14 protein-coding genes are annotated in these 19,120 nt (G+C 71.7%); 10 read left to right on the top strand and 4 right to left on the bottom strand.

Annotated elements, in window-relative coordinates; all coding sequences use genetic code 11:
• Positions 1 to 108: 108 nt before the first annotated feature.
• The 7 genes from ACZ6S0_RS32840 to ACZ6S0_RS32810 all read left to right on the top strand — a co-directional run bounded on the left by ACZ6S0_RS32840 (position 109) and on the right by ACZ6S0_RS32810 (position 9,710).
• The gene (locus ACZ6S0_RS32840) at positions 109 to 1,080 is read left to right on the top strand and encodes a LacI family DNA-binding transcriptional regulator (RefSeq protein ID WP_465923183.1); all 972 of its coding nucleotides are present in this window, start codon (positions 109 to 111) and stop codon (positions 1,078 to 1,080) included.
• Between the two features lie 102 nt (positions 1,081 to 1,182).
• Complete coding sequence (locus ACZ6S0_RS32835) at positions 1,183 to 2,544, top strand: ABC transporter substrate-binding protein (RefSeq protein ID WP_465923182.1); 1,362 nt, start codon at positions 1,183 to 1,185, stop codon at positions 2,542 to 2,544.
• A 32-nt stretch (positions 2,545 to 2,576) separates the two neighbouring features.
• Positions 2,577 to 3,494 carry a carbohydrate ABC transporter permease gene (locus ACZ6S0_RS32830; protein WP_465923181.1) on the top strand — a complete coding sequence of 306 codons (918 nt, stop codon included), beginning with the start codon at positions 2,577 to 2,579 and terminating at the stop codon, positions 3,492 to 3,494.
• The gene (locus ACZ6S0_RS32825; RefSeq protein ID WP_344889396.1) at positions 3,491 to 4,342 is read left to right on the top strand and encodes a carbohydrate ABC transporter permease; all 852 of its coding nucleotides are present in this window, start codon (positions 3,491 to 3,493) and stop codon (positions 4,340 to 4,342) included. Before ACZ6S0_RS32830 ends, ACZ6S0_RS32825 begins: the two co-directional genes overlap by 4 nt.
• Positions 4,343 to 4,365: 23 nt before the next feature.
• Positions 4,366 to 6,594: a hypothetical protein gene (locus ACZ6S0_RS32820; protein WP_465923180.1), complete on the top strand. Its 2,229-nt coding sequence runs from the start codon at positions 4,366 to 4,368 to the stop codon at positions 6,592 to 6,594.
• Positions 6,591 to 8,825 carry an FAD-dependent oxidoreductase gene (locus ACZ6S0_RS32815; protein ID WP_465923179.1) on the top strand — a complete coding sequence of 745 codons (2,235 nt, stop codon included), beginning with the start codon at positions 6,591 to 6,593 and terminating at the stop codon, positions 8,823 to 8,825. The genes ACZ6S0_RS32820 and ACZ6S0_RS32815 overlap by 4 nt, the downstream gene beginning before the upstream one ends.
• A gap of 42 nt (positions 8,826 to 8,867) precedes the next feature.
• Complete coding sequence (locus tag ACZ6S0_RS32810; RefSeq protein ID WP_465923178.1) at positions 8,868 to 9,710, top strand: NAD-dependent epimerase/dehydratase family protein; 843 nt, start codon at positions 8,868 to 8,870, stop codon at positions 9,708 to 9,710.
• 9 nt (positions 9,711 to 9,719) lie between these two features.
• On the opposite strand, the gene ACZ6S0_RS32805 is transcribed toward ACZ6S0_RS32810, so the two are convergent.
• The gene (locus tag ACZ6S0_RS32805; protein ID WP_465923177.1) at positions 9,720 to 10,592 is read right to left on the bottom strand and encodes an alpha/beta fold hydrolase; all 873 of its coding nucleotides are present in this window, start codon (positions 10,590 to 10,592) and stop codon (positions 9,720 to 9,722) included.
• A gap of 308 nt (positions 10,593 to 10,900) precedes the next feature.
• Here ACZ6S0_RS32805 and ACZ6S0_RS32800 point away from each other — a divergent pair, with 308 nt between their 5' ends.
• Complete coding sequence (locus ACZ6S0_RS32800) at positions 10,901 to 11,278, top strand: SPW repeat protein (protein ID WP_465923176.1); 378 nt, start codon at positions 10,901 to 10,903, stop codon at positions 11,276 to 11,278.
• Positions 11,279 to 11,561: 283 nt separating this feature from the next.
• Entirely contained in the window at positions 11,562 to 14,909 is a 3,348-nt protein-coding gene (locus ACZ6S0_RS32795) for a CARDB domain-containing protein (protein WP_465923175.1), read from the top strand.
• 121 nt (positions 14,910 to 15,030) lie between these two features.
• Here the strand turns inward: ACZ6S0_RS32795 and ACZ6S0_RS32790 are convergent, their stop codons facing one another.
• Positions 15,031 to 15,822, bottom strand: a complete 792-nt coding sequence (locus ACZ6S0_RS32790; RefSeq protein WP_465923174.1) for a GNAT family N-acetyltransferase — start codon at positions 15,820 to 15,822, stop codon at positions 15,031 to 15,033.
• A 194-nt stretch (positions 15,823 to 16,016) separates the two neighbouring features.
• On the opposite strand from ACZ6S0_RS32790, the gene ACZ6S0_RS32785 reads away from it, so the two are divergent.
• Complete coding sequence (locus ACZ6S0_RS32785) at positions 16,017 to 17,339, top strand: right-handed parallel beta-helix repeat-containing protein (RefSeq protein WP_465923173.1); 1,323 nt, start codon at positions 16,017 to 16,019, stop codon at positions 17,337 to 17,339.
• Positions 17,340 to 17,437: 98 nt separating this feature from the next.
• Here ACZ6S0_RS32785 and ACZ6S0_RS32780 read toward each other — a convergent pair whose 3' ends face one another.
• Together ACZ6S0_RS32780 and ACZ6S0_RS32775 are read right to left on the bottom strand one after the other, a co-directional pair.
• Positions 17,438 to 18,097 (bottom strand): glycosyltransferase family 2 protein, encoded by a 660-nt coding sequence (locus ACZ6S0_RS32780; RefSeq protein ID WP_465923172.1) that lies wholly within the window; start codon positions 18,095 to 18,097, stop codon positions 17,438 to 17,440.
• Positions 18,094 to 19,065 carry an NAD-dependent epimerase/dehydratase family protein gene (locus tag ACZ6S0_RS32775; protein WP_465923226.1) on the bottom strand — a complete coding sequence of 324 codons (972 nt, stop codon included), beginning with the start codon at positions 19,063 to 19,065 and terminating at the stop codon, positions 18,094 to 18,096. The genes ACZ6S0_RS32780 and ACZ6S0_RS32775 overlap by 4 nt, the downstream gene beginning before the upstream one ends.
• Between the last annotated feature and the right edge of the window lie 55 nt (positions 19,066 to 19,120).

Genomic DNA, 19,120 nt, shown 5'->3' with positions numbered 1-19,120 from the left:
GCCCGGTCATCCTGGATAGATCCGGATTTTTCCTGCACGAAACACTCTTGACGTATTCCGGGAACGTTTGCAACGATCCTCCGTACCAACGACACAGGAGGACCGACGGTGGCGGTAACGATCAAGCAGGTGGCGAGCGCGGCGGGCGTCTCCGTCTCCACCGTCTCCCGCGCGTTCACCGCGCCCGACCAGGTGCAGCCGCAGACCCTGCAGCGGGTCCGCGAGGCCGCGGCCGCGCTGGGCTACTCCCCCAACCCCGCCGCCCGCTCGCTGCGCGGCGGCCGGACGGGCTCGCTCGGGCTGATCATCCCCGACATCGCGAACCCGTTCTTCCCGCCGATCTTCAAGGCCATGCAGGCCCGCGCCCGGCGGCTGGGCTACACGGTGCTCGCCGCCGACACCGACGAACGCGAGTACGACGAGCTGGAGACCATCGCCGCGGTCTCCAAGCAGGTCGACGGCCTGATCCTGTGGGCCTCGACGCTGCCGGGGGAACGGCTGCGCGAACTGGGCGCCGAGATGCCGACCGTCCTGGTCAACCGGCACGTCGAGGGCATGGCGGAGCTGCGCATCTCGCTCGAGCAGGGCATCGCGCAGGCCGCCGAGCACCTCAAGGCGTACGGGCACACCCGCTGCGTCTTCGTCAACGCCGAGCACGGCGAGCACGGGCGCGGCAAGTCCATCAGGGAGGTGTTCGAGGCCCACGACCTCTCGCTGACCGAGCTGGGCCCGTACGACCCCCGCTTCGAGACCGGCCTGCACGCGGCCACGCTGGTCGCGGCGGGCGAGGCGACGGCGGTGCTCGCGCACAACGACCTCGTGGCGCTCGGCGTGCTGCACCAGTTCGCCAAGCTCGGCGTGGGCGTGCCCGACCGGGTGAGCGTGATCGGCATAGACGACACGCTGCTCGCCGCCACCTCGACCCCTTCGCTCACCACGATCAGGATCTCGGCCGACGAGGTCGCCACCGCCGCCGCCGACCTGCTCATCGACACGATCGCGGGCAGGGGCGAGGGGCGGGTCGCCGGGATCGGCTCACGCCTGATCCCCCGGGCCTCCACGGGCCCCGCCCCCGGCTGAGCCCTCTCCCTCCTCCCGCCCTCTTCCCGAACGCCCACTCCCGGTACGGCCCGCGCCCTACCGCCATCTCGACCTGCCCTCCTTCCCCCCATGGGAGTCACCATGAAGCTGACCGCGGGCCTGCTCGGCTGCGCACTCCTCGCCCCGGCGCTGGCCGGATGCGGATCCCCCACGTCCGGCGAGCCGGAGGCCGTCGTGATCCGGGTCCAGGGCATGCCTCCCGCCACGGACAAGCCGGGGCTGGATCAGTTCAGGAAGATGGTGGCGGAGTTCGAGCGGCGCAATCCCGGGATCAAGGTGCAGGGCTCGACCACGGTGTTCGACCCGCTGACGTTCTCGGCGAAACTGGCGGGCGGCCGGGTCGAGGACGTGATCAAGGTCCCGCTGACCGAGCCGCAGGGCCTCATCGCCCGCAAGCAGGTCCAGCCGCTCACCAAGGAGCTGTCCGGGTGGGCGCACTACAAGGAGTTCAACCCGCAGGTCCTGCTCCCGCTGAGCGACGCCGCCGGGGAGGTGTACGGGGTGCCGCAGGCCCCCTTCGCCCAGGGCCTGGTCTACAACCGGGACCTGTTCGCCAAGGCCGGGCTGGACCCCGACCGGCCGCCGAAGACGTGGGACGAGGTCAGGGCGGCGGCCAAGGCCATCTCCGTCAAGACCGGCAAGGCGGGGTTCGTCCACGAGTCCAAGAACAACCAGGGCGGCTGGCAGCTCACCATGCTCGCCTACACCCACGGCGGCGAGATCCAGCGCGAGGAGGGCGGCAAGCCCGTGGCCGCCTTCAACTCCGACCCGGTCAGGAAGGCGCTCGGCCTGCTCAAGGAGATGCGCTGGACGGACGACTCCATGGGCGACGCCCAGCTCAACGACCAGAACGACGTGATCAAGCGGTTCGCCGCCGGCGAGATCGGCATGTACATGGGCACTCCGGGCACCTACCGGCTGGCCAAGATGACGTACGGGATGGAGGACACCGACGCCTTCGGCATCGGCCCGCTCCCCCAGGCCGGCGGGAACGCGACGCTGACCGGCGGTGACGTGTACCTGGTGCCCAAGTCGGCGCCGGCGGACAAGGTCGCCGCCGCGGTGAAGTGGCTGCTGTTCGCCTACGCCGAGCCCCAGTACGACCCCGCCGCGGCCGCCTCCAGAGCCAAGGAGCTGGCCGCCGATCCGAAGTCGGCGGTGGGCGTGCCGACGCTGCCCATGTTCGACGCCGGACAGCAGGCCAAGATCGACGAGGCGGTCCTGCCGTACGTGAACGTGAAGCTGGAGCACTTCCGGCCGTGGCTGGAGGGCACCCCGTCGCTCACCCTGCGCCCCGAGCCCGCCGTACAGGCCCAGCAGGTGTACGCGGTGCTGGACACCGTGGTCCAGGCGGTGCTCACGAACCGGGCGGCGTCCGTGGACGACCTGCTGGCCAAGGCCGAGACGGACGTCAACGCCAAGCTCGCGGCGGCCCGGCAGTGAGTGCCGGCCGCACGGGGACGGCCCGTACCGGCGTGGCCGTCCCCCTCCCCGCCGCCGGAGCGGCGCCCGCCGCAGGGAAGGGCCGACTCGGGCGCAACGCGCTGACCGCGCTGCTGTTCCTCGTCCCGGCGCTCGTGGTGTTCGGGGTGTTCTCGTGGTGGCCGATCCTGCGCGGGCTGCTGATCAGCTTCCAGGAGACGAACCTGGTCGATCCCGCCACGTGGGTGGGCCTGGACAACTTCCGCGCGCTGTTCGCCGACCCGCTGCTGGGCACGGCCATCGGCAACACGCTGCTGTTCGTCGGGCTGGCGCTGCTCATCGGCTTCCCCGCGCCGCTGGTGCTGGCCGTCGTGCTGGCCACGGTGCGGCGGGGCGCGGGGGTGTACCGGTTCCTGGTCTACCTGCCCGTGGTGGTGCCGCCGGTGGTGGCGATCCTGCTGTGGAAGTGGTTCTACGACCCGGGGCACGGCCTGTTCAACGGGCTGTTCGGCCTCGTCGGGCTCGGCCCGTACCCGTGGCTGGACTCGCCCGGGACCGCGATGGTCAGCCTGGTCCTGCAGTCCACCTGGGCGGGCATGGGCGGCGCGGTGCTGATCTACCTGGCCGCGATCGTCGGCGTCCCGTCGGAGCTGTACGAGGCCGCGCAGATGGACGGCGCCTCCATCTGGACCCGCGTGTGGCACATCACGCTGCCGCAACTGCGCCCGGTGATCGGCCTGCTGCTGCTCATGCAGCTCATCAGCACCATGCAGGTCTTCACCGAGCCGTACGTCTTCACCGGCGGGGGCCCGGAGAACGCCACGCTCACCGTGCTCCTGCTGATCTTCCGGTACGCGTTCCAGGACGGCGCGTACGGCCAGGCGGCGGCGCTGTCGTTCCTGCTGGCGATCGTCCTGGGCCTGCTGTCGGCCGTCTACCTGCGGGCCACCCGGAGCTGGAGCGCCTCATGAGCCTGATCTCGCACGTCGAGGAGCGCCGCCCGGCGATCCGGGCCGGGTTGCGCAGCGTCCAGGCGCTCACGCTCGTCCTCCTGGTGCTCATCGGGCTCGGCCCGATCTACATGACGGTCAAGGGTGCCATGTCGCCCAGCACGGACCTCATCTCCAGGCCGCTCGACCTGTGGCCGGCGGACCCGCGTCCGGAGAACTTCGCCACGGCCTGGGCCGACCTCGGCATCGGGCACTACCTGCTCAACACCCTCCAGGTGGTGGGCGGCTCGTGGGCGGTGCAGCTCGTCGTGGCGGTCACCGCGGGCTTCGCGCTGTCGGTGCTGCGGCCCCGGTTCGGCCGCTACGTGTACGGCGCGATCCTGGCCACGATGTTCGTCCCCTACACGGTCTCGATGACCAGCCTGTTCCTGACGGTCATCGATCTCGGGCTGGTCGACTCGTACTGGTCGATCTGGCTGCCGTCCGGGGCCTACGCGTTCAACGTGCTGCTGGCCAAGCGCTTCTTCGACGCGCTGCCGCCCGAGCTGTTCGCCGCGGCCAGGGTCGACGGGGCGTCCACGTGGCAGCTCCTGACCCGGATCGTGCTGCCGATGAGCCGGCCGATCCTGGCCGTGATCAGTCTGCTGGCCGTCATGCACAGCTGGAAGGACTTCATCTGGCCGCTGGTGGCCATCACCGACCCCGAGAAGCAGCCCATCAGCGTCGCCCTGGCCAACCTGGCCGAGCAGGCACCGCAGGACGAGCTGATCGCCGCCATGGCGATGGCGCTCGCGCCGCCGGTGCTGGTGTTCCTGGTCTTCCAGAAGCACATCGTGGCCGGGCTCGGATTCACCGGCATCAAGGGCTGACATTTCACGAAAGGCACCCCCCAATGGCTGAAATCTCCCGCCGTACTCTCATCCAGGCCCTCCCTGTCGCCGCCGGCGCCACGCTCGTCACCGGCACCACCCCGGAAGCCGTTGCCAATGCCATCTCCATCCAGGCCGACGGCATCACGCTGGTGGCGGAGGCGGACGGCTCGATCCTCGTCCGCGACGACGCCGACCGGGTCCGGCTCAGCCACTTCATGATCAAGGACAGCGTGCTCGGGCAGCAGCGCACGTTCGGCGGCACGCCCTCGCTGGTGACCGTGGACGGCAGGCCCGCCATCCAGGTCGACTACACGATGTCGGCGTCCGCCCAGCAGGTCACGGTCCGCGGCCTGTTCACCGTCTCCGCCCGCCGGGCGCACCTGCGCTGGGAGGTGGGCGGCAGCGCCACCCTGACGCCGTCGGGGTTCATGTTCGCCAGGACCGTGCTGAACCCGTCGGCACCGGAGCGGTACGTACCAGTCACCCGGTGGACGCGCGACGCCCGCGGTGGCGTGCCGTACGAGGTGAACGCGGGCGCGCTCTACCAGGAGACCTGGGCCGGGACCCGCGCGTTCTTCCGGCTGGACAAGACCACGCCCGGCTTCACCAACGCCACCTGGATCCACGCCCCCGGCACCGCCGCGAACGTGACCGAGGCCGAGCTGGTGCTGGGCGAGATGCGCCCGGCCGCGGCCAACGGCCTGGCCACCGCGGCGCCGCTGAGCGTGGACGCCTGGTGCGACCAGCCGTTCGGCCTCCACGACCCGGGCGCGGACCTGCGGCTCAGGGCGCAGGTCGTCAACGGCTCCGCCGCCGCGCGCACGGTACGGCTCACCTGGTGCGCCCGCGACTTCGACGGCAAGAAGGCCGGCCACGGCACGCTGAACAGGACGCTGGCCGCCGGGGAGGTCTGGGACGAGACGTTCGCGGTCGGGGGCGAGCCGCAGGGCATCGTCTTCGCCGAGGTCAAGGCCGTCTCGGACGCCGACGAGGCGTTCGCCAGGACCACCATGGCCACCCTGAGACCGCACACCTACCAGGCCGAGGGCCGGTTCGGCATCGCCAACTACACCTGGATGCTGGTGCCGGACAAGGCGTCGGTCGGCGCGCTGCTGCGCCGGATCGGCGTGAAGTCGGTGCGCATCGCCTACGACGGCGCGCCCGGCCTGTCCCCCGCCGAGCTGGACGCGCTCGGCATCCCGCACAACGTGCAGCTCGGCGGCGTCATCTTCAACGGCACACCCGCGCAGGTCGCCGCCTGGGCCGACGACCGGGCCGCCGTCGCGCGGGCGTCCGGAGCCCGGTACTTCGAGGTCGCCAACGAGCTGAACAACCCGTGGATGCAGGGCCAGCGGGTGCCCGAGTACATCCGCGACGGTCTCAAGCCCATCCACGACCGGCTCAAGGACTCCGGCATCAAGCTGATGAACTGCGGCCTGGGCGGCATGGACACCGTGTGGACCGCGAAGTTCATCGAGGCGGGCGGCTGGGACCTGATCGACGCCTTCGCCATCCACCCCGGGCGCGGCAACTTCACCCCCGACTACGCGCCGCCGCCCGGTGAGTGGCAGCAGGGCGAGAACGGCACGTACTGGAACTTCCTCGGCGCGCTGAGGGAGGCCCGCAGGATCGTGGACGAGCAGGGCGGCGGCAAGGAGCTGTGGCTGACCGAGGCGTACGCGTGCACCAGGCCGAACCGGTGGTGGAACGACAACCACCGGCAGGCCGCCGAGAACGTGCTGCTCACCCTGGCCCTGGCGGTGTCGGAGGGAGTGGACGGCGTGAACTGGTACCAGCCGCACGACAGCACCATCCACCACCCGCAGGAGGCCGACCCGGCCAACCCCGAATACCACTTCGGGCTGATGAACCGCGACACCGGCGTCAAGGCGGCGCTGCTCGCCTACGCCACGGCGACGCGGATCCTGGAGGGGGCGCGGTTCGTCCGGTGGCTGACCCTTCCCGATCCGGAGCTGAAGGGCCTGCAGTTCGAGGGGTTCGCGATGCTCTGGAGCCGCAAGGACGGCTACCTCCTCAACGCCGACCACGGCGCCGACCAGTGGTACCCGCACAAGGAGGCGTGGAGCGACCACTGGCCCACCAAGACCCCGCTGACCCTGCCCGCGACGGGCGCCACGGTCCGCGAGGTCGACTGCATCGGCCGCGAGCGCACCCTGCCCGTACGCGACGGCCAGGTGCGGCTGACCCTGGACGGAGCGCCCCGCGTCTACTACGGATTGAGCGAATGAGACAAGAGACCGTAAAGCATGACATCACCGTGGTGGGCGGCGGGCTGGCCGGGGTGTGCGCGGCCGTCGCCGCCGCCCGCCTCGGGCGTACGGTGGCGCTGGTCGGCAACCGGCCCGTGCTGGGCGGCAACTCCAGCAGCGAGGTACGGGTCTGGGTGTGCGGCGCGACCGGCCACGGCAAGAACCACCACGCCCGCGAGGGCGGCATCATGGGCGAGCTGCTCGTCGAGAACCAGTACCGCAACCCGCAGGGCAACCCCTACTTCTGGGACACCACGGTGCTGGACACGGTCCGCGCCGAGCCCGGGATCTCGTTGTTCCTCAACACCGACGTCCGCCTCGTCGACGCCGGCGACGGCGGGATCACCTCGGTCACGGGCTGGATGATGGGCTCGGAGCGGCTCATCACGTTCGAGTCGCCGTACTTCCTGGACTGCACCGGCGACGGCCTGGTGGGGCACCTCGCGGGCGCGCGCCACCGGATCGGCCGCGAGGGCCGGGCCGAGTACGGCGAGCCGTGGGCGCCCGACGAGCCCGACGACATCACCCTGGGCAGCACGCTGCTGTTCTACACCAAGGACGCGGGCGAGCCCGTCCGCTACGTGCCGCCGAGCTTCGCCAAGGACATCACCACGACCTCCATCCCCGAGCGGCGCATCATCAAGGCAGGGGACAACGGCTGCGCGTACTGGTGGATCGAGTTCGGCGGCGAGCTGGACACCGTGCACGACAACGAGCGCATCCGGGACGAGCTGTGGTCGGTGGTCCACGGCATCTGGGACCACATCAAGAACTCCGGCAAGTTCGACGCCGACACGATGACGCTCGAATGGGTGGGCGCGCTGCCCGGCAAGCGGGAGTACCGGCGTTTCCTCGGCGACCACGTGCTCACCCAGCACGACGTGCTCGGGCAGACGCCGTTCGAGGACCGGGTGGCCTTCGGCGGCTGGTCGATCGACCTGCACCCGCCGCAGGGCATGTACGCCACCGAGGCCGGGGCCAGGCAGCGCTACGCCGACGGGATCTACCACATCCCCTTCCGCTCGCTCTACTCGGTCAACGTGCCCAACCTGCTCATGGCCGGGCGCAACATCTCGGCCTCGCACGTGGCGTTCGGCTCGACCCGGGTGATGGCCACCTGCGCGACGATCGGGCAGGCGGCGGGCACGGCCGCCGCGCTCTGCGTCGAGCGCGGCGCACGCCCGCGCGACCTGCCCGTGGCCGAGCTGCAGCGCACCCTGCTGCGCGAGGACGCCTCCATCGTCGGGCTCCCGCTCGACGACCCGGCCGACCTGGCCCGCGCCGCCACGGCCACGGCGTCGGGCACGGCGTCGGGCACGGCGTCCGGCACGCTGTCCCGGCTGGTGGTGGACGCCCCGTCCGGGGTGTGGCCGCTCGACGCGGACGCGGGGCTGGTGCTGCCCGCCGATCCGGCGCTCGGCGGCGTACGGCTCCTGCTGGACGCGGACGCGGACACCGCGCTGACCGTCGAGCTGCACGATCCCGTGCTCGGGCAGAACTACGTGCCGCGCGAGCTGGTCACGACGAGCGTGCTCCCGCTGGCCGCGGGCGAGAAGCAGTGGGCGGACCTGGGCCTGGACTGGCGGCCTGACACGCCGCGCAACGCCTTCCTCGTCGTCAGGGCCAACCCGCTGGTCCGCCTGCACGTCGCCGACCGGCCCACGCCCGGCGTCCTGTGCTTCACCCGGGTGCCGCTGCGGCCCCAGGACGAGGCGCCCCAGCCACTGCGCGAATGGACGGACGCCGGGCTGCTGCGCCGTACGTTCTGCCTGGAGACGGGCGGCACGGACGCGTTCGCGCCGGCCAAGGCGCTCGACGGCTACCAGCGCCCCTACGCCGGGCCGCACATGTGGGTGTCCGGCGGGCTGCCGGCCGCGCTGGAGCTGGCCTGGCCGGAGCCGGTGACGATCGGGCGGGTCGAGGTGATCGCCGACGACGACGTCAACGAGGACCTGATCAACCTGCACCACCACCGGACCCCGTTCGAGGTGCTGCCCACGCTGGTGCGGGACTACCGGGTGGAGGTGCGCAGGGGCGGGGCCTGGGAGGTGGTCGCCGAGGCCCGTGCCAACCGGCGGCGGCGCATCGTGCACCCGCTCGCCGCGGCGGTGCGGGCGGACGCGCTGCGCGTGGTCGTCGAGGCGACGAACGGCGTGCCGTCGGCTCACCTGGTCGCGGTGCGCGCGTACGCTCCAGAGGGCGCCGGGTGAGCACGAGGTGAGCAGGGTCGGCCGGTGGGGAGAGGGGGGTCGGTGGGTGTGCGGCGGGTGATGGTGACGGGGGCCGCGGGGCGGATCGGGCGGGCCGTCCTCGGCCTGCTGGCCGAGCGCGGGGTCCCGGCCGCCGCGCTCGTCCTCGACGACCCCGGCGACCTGCCCGCCGACCTGGTCGTGGAGGGGGACGCGACCGACCCGGCCGCCGTACGCGCGGCGCTCGACGGGGCCGGGGCCGTGGTCCACCTCGCCGCCATCCCGACCCCGGAGTGGGAGCCGGCCGAACGGGTGTTCGCGGTCAACACGCAGTCCACGTTCACCGTGCTCGAAGCGGCGGGGCGGGCGGGGATCCGGCGCGTGTGCCTGGCGGGGTCCCAGGCGGCCGGCGGGCTGGCGTTCGCCGCGAGAGAGCTGCATCCCGCCTACGCGCCGATCGACCACCTGCTGCCGTCGCAGGCGGAGGACCCGTACGCGCTGTCCAAGCTCGTCGACGGGCTCACGGCCGAGACGATGGCGCGGCGGCACGGGATGGGCGTGGTGACGTTGTGCCTGCCGTTCGTCGGGGGGTTCGGGGAGCGGCTGCGCGAGTTCGCCGCCCGGTGCGCCGCCGATCCCGGGCTGCACGCGCGGGGGCTCTGGGCGTACCTGGAGACGCGGGACGCGGCTCGGGCGTGCCTGCTGGCGCTGGACGTGCCGGGGCCGGGGGCGCGTACCGTGCTGGTGGCCGCGCCCGAGACGCTGGTGCCCCAGCCGACGGAGGAGCTGATGCGCCGTTACCATCCGGCGACCGAGCTGCGCCGTCCGCTGCCCGGCCGTACCGTGCCCGTCGACCTCACGGCGGCCGCCGAGCTGCTGGGCTTCACGGCCCGGTTCACGCTGTAGGCCCGCCCGTCAGGTGCGCGGGTCGAGCCCGCCGAGGAAGTCCCTGATCAGCTCGGTCACCTCGTCGAGGGCGCTCTCCAGCAGGAAGTGGCCGCCTTCGAGGAGGTGGATCCGCGCGCTGGGCAGGTCCTGGCCGAAGGCGCGGGCGCCGTCCGGGCCGAAGATCTCGTCGCCCTCGCCCCAGACGGCGAGCAGCGGCGGCTGGTGCTCGCGCAGGTAGGCGTGCAGCCGCTGGTACAGGGGCGGGTTGGTGGCGTAGTCCAGGAACAGGGCGAGCTGGACGCGGTCGTTGCCGGGGCGGGAGACCAGCGCGTGGTCGTGGTGCCAGGTGTCGGGGCTGACCAGGGTCTCGTCGGGGACGCCGGTGAGGTACTGCCACTTGATGGCGTCGAGCGTGAGCGCCTGCCGGACGGCCTTCTCGGTCTCCGGGTTCTGCTCGCGGTGGTAGTCCCAGATGGTCGTCCAGAAGCTCTGGACGAAGCCGGCGTCGTAGCCGTTGCCGTTCTGGGTGATGATGGCCGTGATCGCGCCGGGGTCGGCGAGTGCGAGCCGCCAGCCGATCGGGGCGCCGTAGTCCTGCACGTAGAGCGCATAGCGGGTGAGGCCGAGCCGGTCCAGCAGGCCCGCGGTCAGGTCGGCGAGGGCGTCGAACGTGTAGTCGAACTCCTCGGCGGGCGGCGCGTCGGACAGCCCGAACCCCAGGTGGTCGGGGGCGATGACGTGATAGCGATCGGCCAGCGCCGGGATCAGCTCGCGGAACATGAACGAGCTGGCCGGGAAGCCGTGCAGGAGCACGAGCGCGGGCGCGTCCGCAGGCCCGGCCTCCCGGTAGAACAGCCGCCTGCCGCGCACGTTCGCGTAACGGTGATGGACCCTGGCCATGGCCGACCTCCCCTTTGGCTCCGATGATCAAACCGCAGCGGACGGCTTCGGCCCCGTCAAACACGCGCGCGGGGCGGCCGGTGATCGAGACTGCGGCATGGGCGAACCTGGACCCCTCGTTGGACGATCGGCCCCGGCGAACAAGTGAGGCCCAGGTCAAGACGGTCGTCCGCCTGGGGCTCACGGGAATGTACACGCTCGCCGCGGGTAGGCGGAACGAGGAGACGGGAGAATGGCCCCCGTCCTCGAAAGGGGAGGTGATACCCCTTATGTCCCGCCAAATGGAGAGCCATCCCGACATCATTAGCATGCGGGAGAAGTACGAGATGGCCGCGGCCAAGCCCGCGGTCCAGGTAGCGGAAGGGCTCACCCTGCTGGCCGGGCTGTTCCTGGCGCTGTCGCCGTGGATCGTGGGATTCACCGGCATCGGTTCGCTAACGGTCAACAACCTGGTCACGGGGCTCGCCGTGGCGCTGCTGTCGCTGGTCTTCAGCTCGGCGTTCGGGCGCACGTACGGCATCGCCTGGACCGCGCCGCTCATCGGCATCTGGACCATCCTGGCCCCGTGGCTCGTCAGTGGCGGCGCGGCCACGACCCGGACCATCGTCACCAATGTGATCGTCGGCGCGCTCATCACAGTCTTCGGACTGATCGCGCTCGGCATGTCCATGGCAAGGAGGCGGTGACCACTGATCCCGGGCCGGACGACGTCCGGCCCGGCCACAAGGCGGCAAGACCCGCTGCGATGTGGCGCAAGTATTGCAACTTCTTGCGCCCATCCGACGTCAGCGCTTGCATGGGGGCCTGACAGGCCGGAACCGCAGCTCAAAGCCATAAGCAGGGAGAAGCTCCCGATCGCCGGTGGCGCGGGAGTTATTTCTTTGCGCAACATCGTCGAAATATTGCGGCTATCTGCTCGACATCTTATGGTTCGGCCATCCCCCCTTACTCGAAGGATGACCACCCCCCATGAGAGCATTGTTAGCCGCCCTGACCTTACTCATCGGAGTCCTCGCCGCCCCCACCACCGCACAGGCAGCCCTCCTCGCCGACACCGACCTCGCCGCCGGCAAGACCGCCACCGCCAGCTCCACCAACGACGTCTACCGCCCCGCCAACATCACCGACGGCAACCAGGCCACCTACTGGGAATCGGCCAACAACGCCCTCCCCCAATGGATCCAGGTCGACCTCGGCACCGAGGCCACCCTCAGCAAAGCCGTACTCAAACTCCCCACCGGCTGGCCCAGCCGCACCCAGACCCTGACCGTCCAGGGCAGCACCAACGGCACCACCTTCACCCCCATCACCACCTCCGCCACCTACACACTCAACCCCACCGCCACCATCACCTTCACCACCCCACCCACCACCCGCCACCTCCGCCTGCACATCACCGCCAACACCGGCTGGCCCGCAGGCCAGCTCTCCGAACTCGAAGTCTGGGGCACCCCCACCGACCCAGGCGACCCAGGCGGCCCAGGCGACGGCACCAACCTCGCCCCCGGCAAACAGATCACCGAATCCTCCCACGTCCACACCTACGTGGCCGCCAACGCCAACGACAACAACCTCCAGACCTACTGGGAAAGCGGCGCCTACCCCGCCACCCTCACCGTCCAACTCGGCTCCAACACCGACCTGACCTCCATCACCGTCAAACTCAACCCCGACCCCATCTGGGGCCGCCGCACCCAGACCTTCCAGGTCCTCGGCCGCGAACAGAGCGCCACCGCCTACACCACCCTCGCCGCCCAGGCCACCCACACCTTCGACCCCGCCACCGGCAACACCGTCACCATCCCCGTCACCGGCCGCGCCGCCGACGTCCGCCTCCAGTTCACCGCCAACTCCGGCGCACCAGGCGGACAGGTCGCCGAATTCCAGATCTTCGGCACCCCCGCCCCCAACCCCGACCTGACCGTCACGAACCTCACCTGGGCGCCCGCCTCGCCGACCGCGGCGACCGCGATCACGCTGACCGGTACGGTCAGGAACGCCGGCAGCACGGCCTCCGCCGCGACCTCGGTCAACTTCTACGCCGGGGCCGCCAAGGCAGGCACCGCGAACGTGGGCGCGCTGGCCGCCGGCGCCACCGCCACCGTGTCGGCCGACATCGGGACCAGGCGGGCCGGGACGTACCAGGTCTCGGCCAAGGTCGACGAGGACAACCAGGTCATCGAGCAGAACGAGGGCAACAACTCCTTCACCGCGCCCACGTCCCTGGTGGTCGCCGAGACGCCCGGCCCCGACCTGGAGGTCCTCGGCCTCACCGCGACCCCGCCGAACCCCGCCGTCGGCGCCCGCGTCACGTTCACCGTGGCCGTGAAGAACCGCGGCACCACCTCGACCGGCGCCACCACGGTCACCCGGGTGGACGTCGGCGGCACCAGGCTCGACACCCAGACGGCGGCGATCGCCGCGGGCGCGACGGTGAACGTGGCCGTCAGCGGCGGCTGGACCGCCACCGCGGGCGGCGCCACCGCCACGGCCACGGCCGACGCGACCGGCACCGTCACCGAGACCGACGAGACCAACAACACGCTGTCGCAGACGATCGCGGTCGGCCGCGGCGCCTCGGTGCCGTACGTCGAGTACGAGGCCGAGTCGGCCGCCTACCAGGGCACGCTGCTGGAGACCGACCCGCTGCGCACCTTCGGGCACACCAACTTCGCCACCGAGTCCTCGGGCCGGAAGTCGGTCAGGCTGAACAGTACCGGCCAGTACGTCGAGTTCACCTCGACCGTCCCGGCCAACTCGATCGTGGTGCGCAACTCGATCCCGGACGCGCCGGGCGGCGGCGGTATCGAGGCCACGATCAGCCTGTACGCCGACGGCGCGTTCGTCCAGAAGCTCACCCTCTCCTCCCGCCACAGTTGGCTGTACGGCAACACCGACTCCCCCGAGGGGCTGACCAACACGCCGCAGGCCGACGCGCGGAGACTGTTCGACGAGTCGAACGCGCTGCTGTCGCGCTCGTATCCGGCGGGCACCAAGTTCCGGCTGCAGCGCGACGCAGGTGACACCGCCGCCTTCTACATCATCGACCTGATCGACCTGGAGCAGGTGGCGCCGCCGGCCGCCAAGCCGGCCGAGTGCACCTCGATCGCCGACTACGGGGCCGTGCCCAACGACGGCAACGACGACACCTCCGCCATCCAGCGGGCGGTCACCGACGACCAGAACGGCGTCATCGACTGCGTGTGGATCCCGCCGGGCCAGTGGCGCCAGGAGAAGAAGATCCTCACCGACGACCCGCTGAACCGCGGCCAGTACAACCAGGTCGGCATCAGCAACGTCACGATCCGCGGCGCGGGCATGTGGCACTCGCAGTTCTACACGCTGACCGAGCCGCACCTGGCGACGGGCGGCATCAACCACCCGCACGAGGGCAACTTCGGCTTCGACATCGACAGCAACGTGCAGATCTCCGACGTGGCCATCTTCGGCTCAGGCCGGATCCGCGGCGGCCCGGGCGGCGCCGAGGGCGGCGTCGGGCTGAACGGCCGGTTCGGCCAGAACACGAAGATCACCAACGTCTGGATCGAGCACGCCAACGTCGGGGTCTGGGTCGGCCGCGACTACGACAACATCCCCGACCTGTGGGGGCCGGCCGACGGGCTGCAGTTCAGCGGCATGCGCATCCGCAACACCTACGCCGACGGCATCAACTTCACCAACGGCACCCGCAACTCGCGCGTGTTCAACTCGACCTTCCGCACGACGGGTGACGACTCACTGGCCGTCTGGGCCAACCGGTACGTCAAGGACCAGGCGGTGGACATCGCCCACGACAACGCGTTCGTCAACAACACCATCCAGCTCCCGTGGCGGGCGAACGGCATCGCCGTCTACGGCGGCTACGGCAACAGGATCGAGAACAACCTGATCTACGACACCATGAACTACCCCGGCATCATGCTGGCCACCGACCACGACCCGCTGCCCTTCTCCGGACAGACGCTGATCGCGAACAACGCGCTGCACCGCTGCGGCGGCGTCTTCTGGGGTGAGGCGCAGGAGTTCGGCGCCATCACGCTGTTCGCGCAGAGCCGGGACATCCCCGGCGTGACGATCCGCGACACCGAGATCTCCGACTCGACGTACGACGGCATCCAGTTCAAGTCGGGCGGCGGCAACATGCCGAACGTCGCCATCACCAACGTCCGCATCGACAGGTCCAACAACGGCGCGGGCATCCTGGCCCACGGCGGTGCGCGCGGCAGCGCGACGCTGACCGGCGTCACCATCACGAACTCGGCCACCGGCGACATCGTCAGGGAGCCGGGAACGGGCTTCGTGATCAACGGCGGCTGACGCCGCGCGACCCCGCCATGAGCAGGTCGCCGAACCGGTTCCGGCTCGGCGACAGCTCATGGCGGGACCTCCCGCACGGGTCACGGCCGTGGTGGTGACCACAGGTAGGGCGTGGTGGTGGTCACAGCCGTGGTGGTGACCACACGTAGGGCGTGGTGGTGGTCACGGCGTGGAAGCCCAGCCGCCGCAGGATCGGCGCGCTGTCGTCGGACGCGTCCACGTGCAGGAACGTGACGCCACGGGCGACGGCGAGCGCGGCGCGGGCGGCGACCAGCGCGCGGTAGACGCCCCGGCCGCGCCAGCCGGGCAGCGTCGAGCCGCCCCACAGGCTGGCGATCTCGGTCCCCTCCCGGAACACCAGCCAGGCCGCCGAGACCACCCCCTCCCCGGCTTCGGCGACCAGGACGGCGATCTCGTCGGGGGCCGCCGAGACGCGGGCGATCAGGTCGTCGCCGAGCCAGCTCCAGTCCTGTCCCCAGACGATCGACTCCATGGCGGCGATGCGACGCAGGTCGGCGTCGGCGCTCACCTGCCGCAGGGTGACGCCGTCCGGGAGGGCCGGGGCCGCGGTCATCTCCTCCGCGCGGCCGAGGAGGACGGTCTCCCGCTCCTCCGGGAGGAAACCCGCGGCGCGCAGGCGCTCGGGCAGGTCGGCCGGCAGGTCGTGCCCGCGGGTCTTCCACTCGACCGCCTCGCCCCGTGCGGCGAAGTAGTCGCGCTGGCGGGTGATCAGCCGGTCGAGGTCGGCGCCGCGCAGCCCGACGTCGCGCGGGGCGCTGACGAAGCCGCGGAACTGGCCGACGATCCGCAGCAGCGGGCCGTCCCGCTCGTAGGTGACGCCGGTGGGCGGGTGGGGCGGCGCTCCCCGCATCTGCTGGTCATAGGCCGAGAGCAACTCGTCGATGTCGGTCACGGGACAAGACGGTACGAGCCGTGGCAACCGCTTTTCCGGTGACCGTGCCGCCCGGAGAGCCCAGGACGTCCGGGGATCGCAGGCGCGACCGCTTGTCCGGACATATGTGGACAAGTATCGCCATTTCCCCATCTTGGGCTACCGTGTCAGCCGCGACCCCAAATGATCTTGCGAACAGGGAGGCTGGAACTCCATTGGCAAGCTGGAAGTCCGCCGCGTGCGCCGCCGCCGCCGCGGCGGCGCTCTTATCCGCGACCCCCGCGACAGGCACGGCGTACGCCGCGGCCGCGCCCGTCTACTACCTCGACAGCGTCAACGGCAGCGACTCCGCGGCCGGCACCAGCACCGCCACCGCGTGGAAGACCCTCGCCAAGGCCACGGCCGCCGCCCTCGAACCCGGCTCCAAGCTGCTGCTGGCCCGCGGCGGCACCTGGTCGGGCACCCTGTCCGTGACCCGCTCGGGCACCGCCGCCGCGCCCATCGTCGTGGACGCGTACGGCACCGGCGCGGCCCCCGTGATCATGGGTGACGACGAGGCGTGCATGACCCTCGCCGGAAGCCACATCGAGGTCTACAACCTGCAGATCGGCGTCAACCGCGACCAGGGCCGCTGCTCCTGGGCCGGGATCAAGGTCACCGGCAGCGACAACGTCATCGAGAAGAACCTCATCACCGGCGCCGCCGCCGGCGTCTACATCGAGCCCGGCGCCCGCTACACCGCGGTCACGGCCAACGACTTCGTCGACAACAACCACATGAGCACCCTCACCCCCGTCGACGTGCACCCGAACGACGACTCGGGCGCGTTCGCCATCCTGGTGCAGGGCGACGACTCCAACATCGCCTGGAACACCATCTCCGGCTCGGTCGCGTTCAGCTACGACTACGGGTACGACGGCGCGGCCGTGGAGATCTTCCTCGGCTCCCGCAACCGCGTCCACCACAACATCGCCATCGACAACGACACCTTCACCGAACTGGGCACCAGCAGGAACCCCGACGGCACCTCGAACGACCCCGACGGCACCTCGGGCAACGTCTTCGAGTACAACGCGATCTACGGCCCCCGCACCCGCTCCGGCCTCGTCACCCGCGGCCCGGTCCACGACGACGGGCGGCTCGAGGTGAACGGCCCCGTCTTCGGCACCCTGTTCCGCAACAACTCCATGAACCTGCCCCACCCCGAGGCCGAGGGCGTCGTCTGCGACGCGAGCTGCACCAACCAGCACCTCACGCTCACCCAGAACGTCGTGGTCGCCGCGCTCAAGACCGCCTACGCCGACCCGACCTTCACCGCCGTCGACCACAACGTCTTCTACGGCGGCCGCTACCAGATGGCGGCCGGCACCGCCAACGTGCACCAGGACCCCCGGTTCGACCCGGCCAGGCCGCTGCGCCTGCTGAGCGGCAGCCCGGCGATCGGGCTGGGCGTCACCAGGTACAACGAGATGGACCTGGACGGCGTGGCCGTCGGCACCACGGGCATCGAGGCCGGAGCCTACGAGTACACGCCATGACCGGGGCCTAGCGCCGGACGTCCCCCGCCGCGTGCCGCCTCGGCGAGGCGCTCGGGCCCGGCCCAGCCGGAGCACCCGACGCCACACCGCCGAGGCGGTCACTCGGGGCGGTCGGCCAGGACGCGCCGGATGTCGGCGGCGGCGCGCAGCGTCCCGCGTACGGTTCCGGTCACCTTGGAGCGCCCCTTGCGGGCCAGGTAGTCCACCCTCACCTCGTCGATCCGCCAGCCGGCGGCCGCCGCGCGCAGCACCATCTCCAGCGGGTAGCCGAAGCGGCGGTCGGTCAGCCCGAGGTCCAGCAGGGCCGAGCGCCTGGCCGCCCGCATGGGGCCCAGGTCGTGCAGCGGCGCACCCGTACGGCGGCGCAGGCTCGCGGCGAGCACGGCGTTGCCCAGCCGGGCGTGCGCGGGCCAGGCCCCGGGGGTGCGCGGCACGCGCCGCCCGAGTACCAGGTCGGCGCGCCCGTCGAGCACGGCGGCGCTCACCCGGGGCATCTGGATCGGGTCGAGCGAGGCGTCGGCGTCCATGAAGCAGACCAGCTCGGCCGAGGAGGCCAGCAGCCCGGCGTGGCAGGCGGCCCCGAACCCGCGCACCGGCTCGTGGACCACCTCCGCCCCGCAGTCGCGGGCGATCCGCGCGGAACGGTCGGTGGAGCCGTTGTCGACCACGACGGGCCGGTAGCCGTCCGGCATGCGCGCGAGCACCCAGCCGAGCGCGGCCTCCTCGTTCAGACAGGGCAGGATCACGTCGATCGTCATGACCGGGCGAACTCCCTCATCCCCGCCTCGAAGCCGATCTCGGCGCGGAAGCCCAGCTCGGCCCCGGCCCGCTCGGGCGAGGCGACGATGTGGCGGACGTCGCCCAGCCGGTAGTCCCCGGTGACCCGCGGGGCGGGACCGCCCCGTCCGGCGGCCAGCGCGCGGGCCAGCTCGCCCACGGTGTGCGGGGCGCCGGAGGCGATGTTCCAGGCGCGCAGCTCGCCCGGCCGGGCGGGCGCGGCCACGGCGGCGAGGTTCGCCCTGGCCACGTCGCGCACGTGGACGAAGTCGCGGAGCTGGCGGCCGTCCTCGAACACCCTCGGCGCGCGGCCCGCCGCCAGCTCGGAGCGGAAGATCGCCGCTACCCCGGCGTAGGGGGTGTCGCGGGGCATGCGCGGGCCGTAGACGTTGTGGTACCTCAGGGCCGCGGCGCTCGCGCCGGTCTCCCTGGCCCAGTTGGCGGCCAGGTGCTCCTGCGCGAGCTTGGTGGTGGCGTACGCGTTGCGCGGATCGGGCGGCGCGTCCTCGCCGATCACCGCGCAGCGCACCGGCTCGCCGCAGCGCGGGCAGACCGGGTCGAACCGGCCGCGCTCCAGGTCGTGGACGGCCCGGGGGCCCGGCCTGACGGGGCCGTGCGCGGCGCACTCGTACCGTCCCTCGCCGTAGACCACCATCGAGGACGCCAGCACCAGCCGCCCGATCGCGTGCCTGGCCATGGCGGCCAGCAGGACGGCCGTGCCGTACACGTTGGCCGAGGCGTAGGCGGGCAGGTCGGAGACGTCCACGCCGAGGCCCACCTTGGCCGCCTGGTGCACGACGGCGTCGACGCCCGGCAGCAGCGTGTCCAGCGTTCCCGCGTCGCGGACGTCCAGGCCGTCGCGCAGGTCCAGGCCGACGACGTCGTGACCGGCCGCGGTCAGGGCCCGCGCCACGTGGCCGCCGATGAAACCGGCCGAGCCGGTGACCATCACTCTCACGCCGCCGACGGTAGCCCGCGCCGGGCCGCGTCAGCCCAGGACCGAG

Source organism: Nonomuraea sp. NPDC051298 (genome assembly GCF_055586305.1).
Note: the sequence above shows the minus strand (reverse complement) of the source record. Positions and strands in the feature narration are given on the sequence as shown.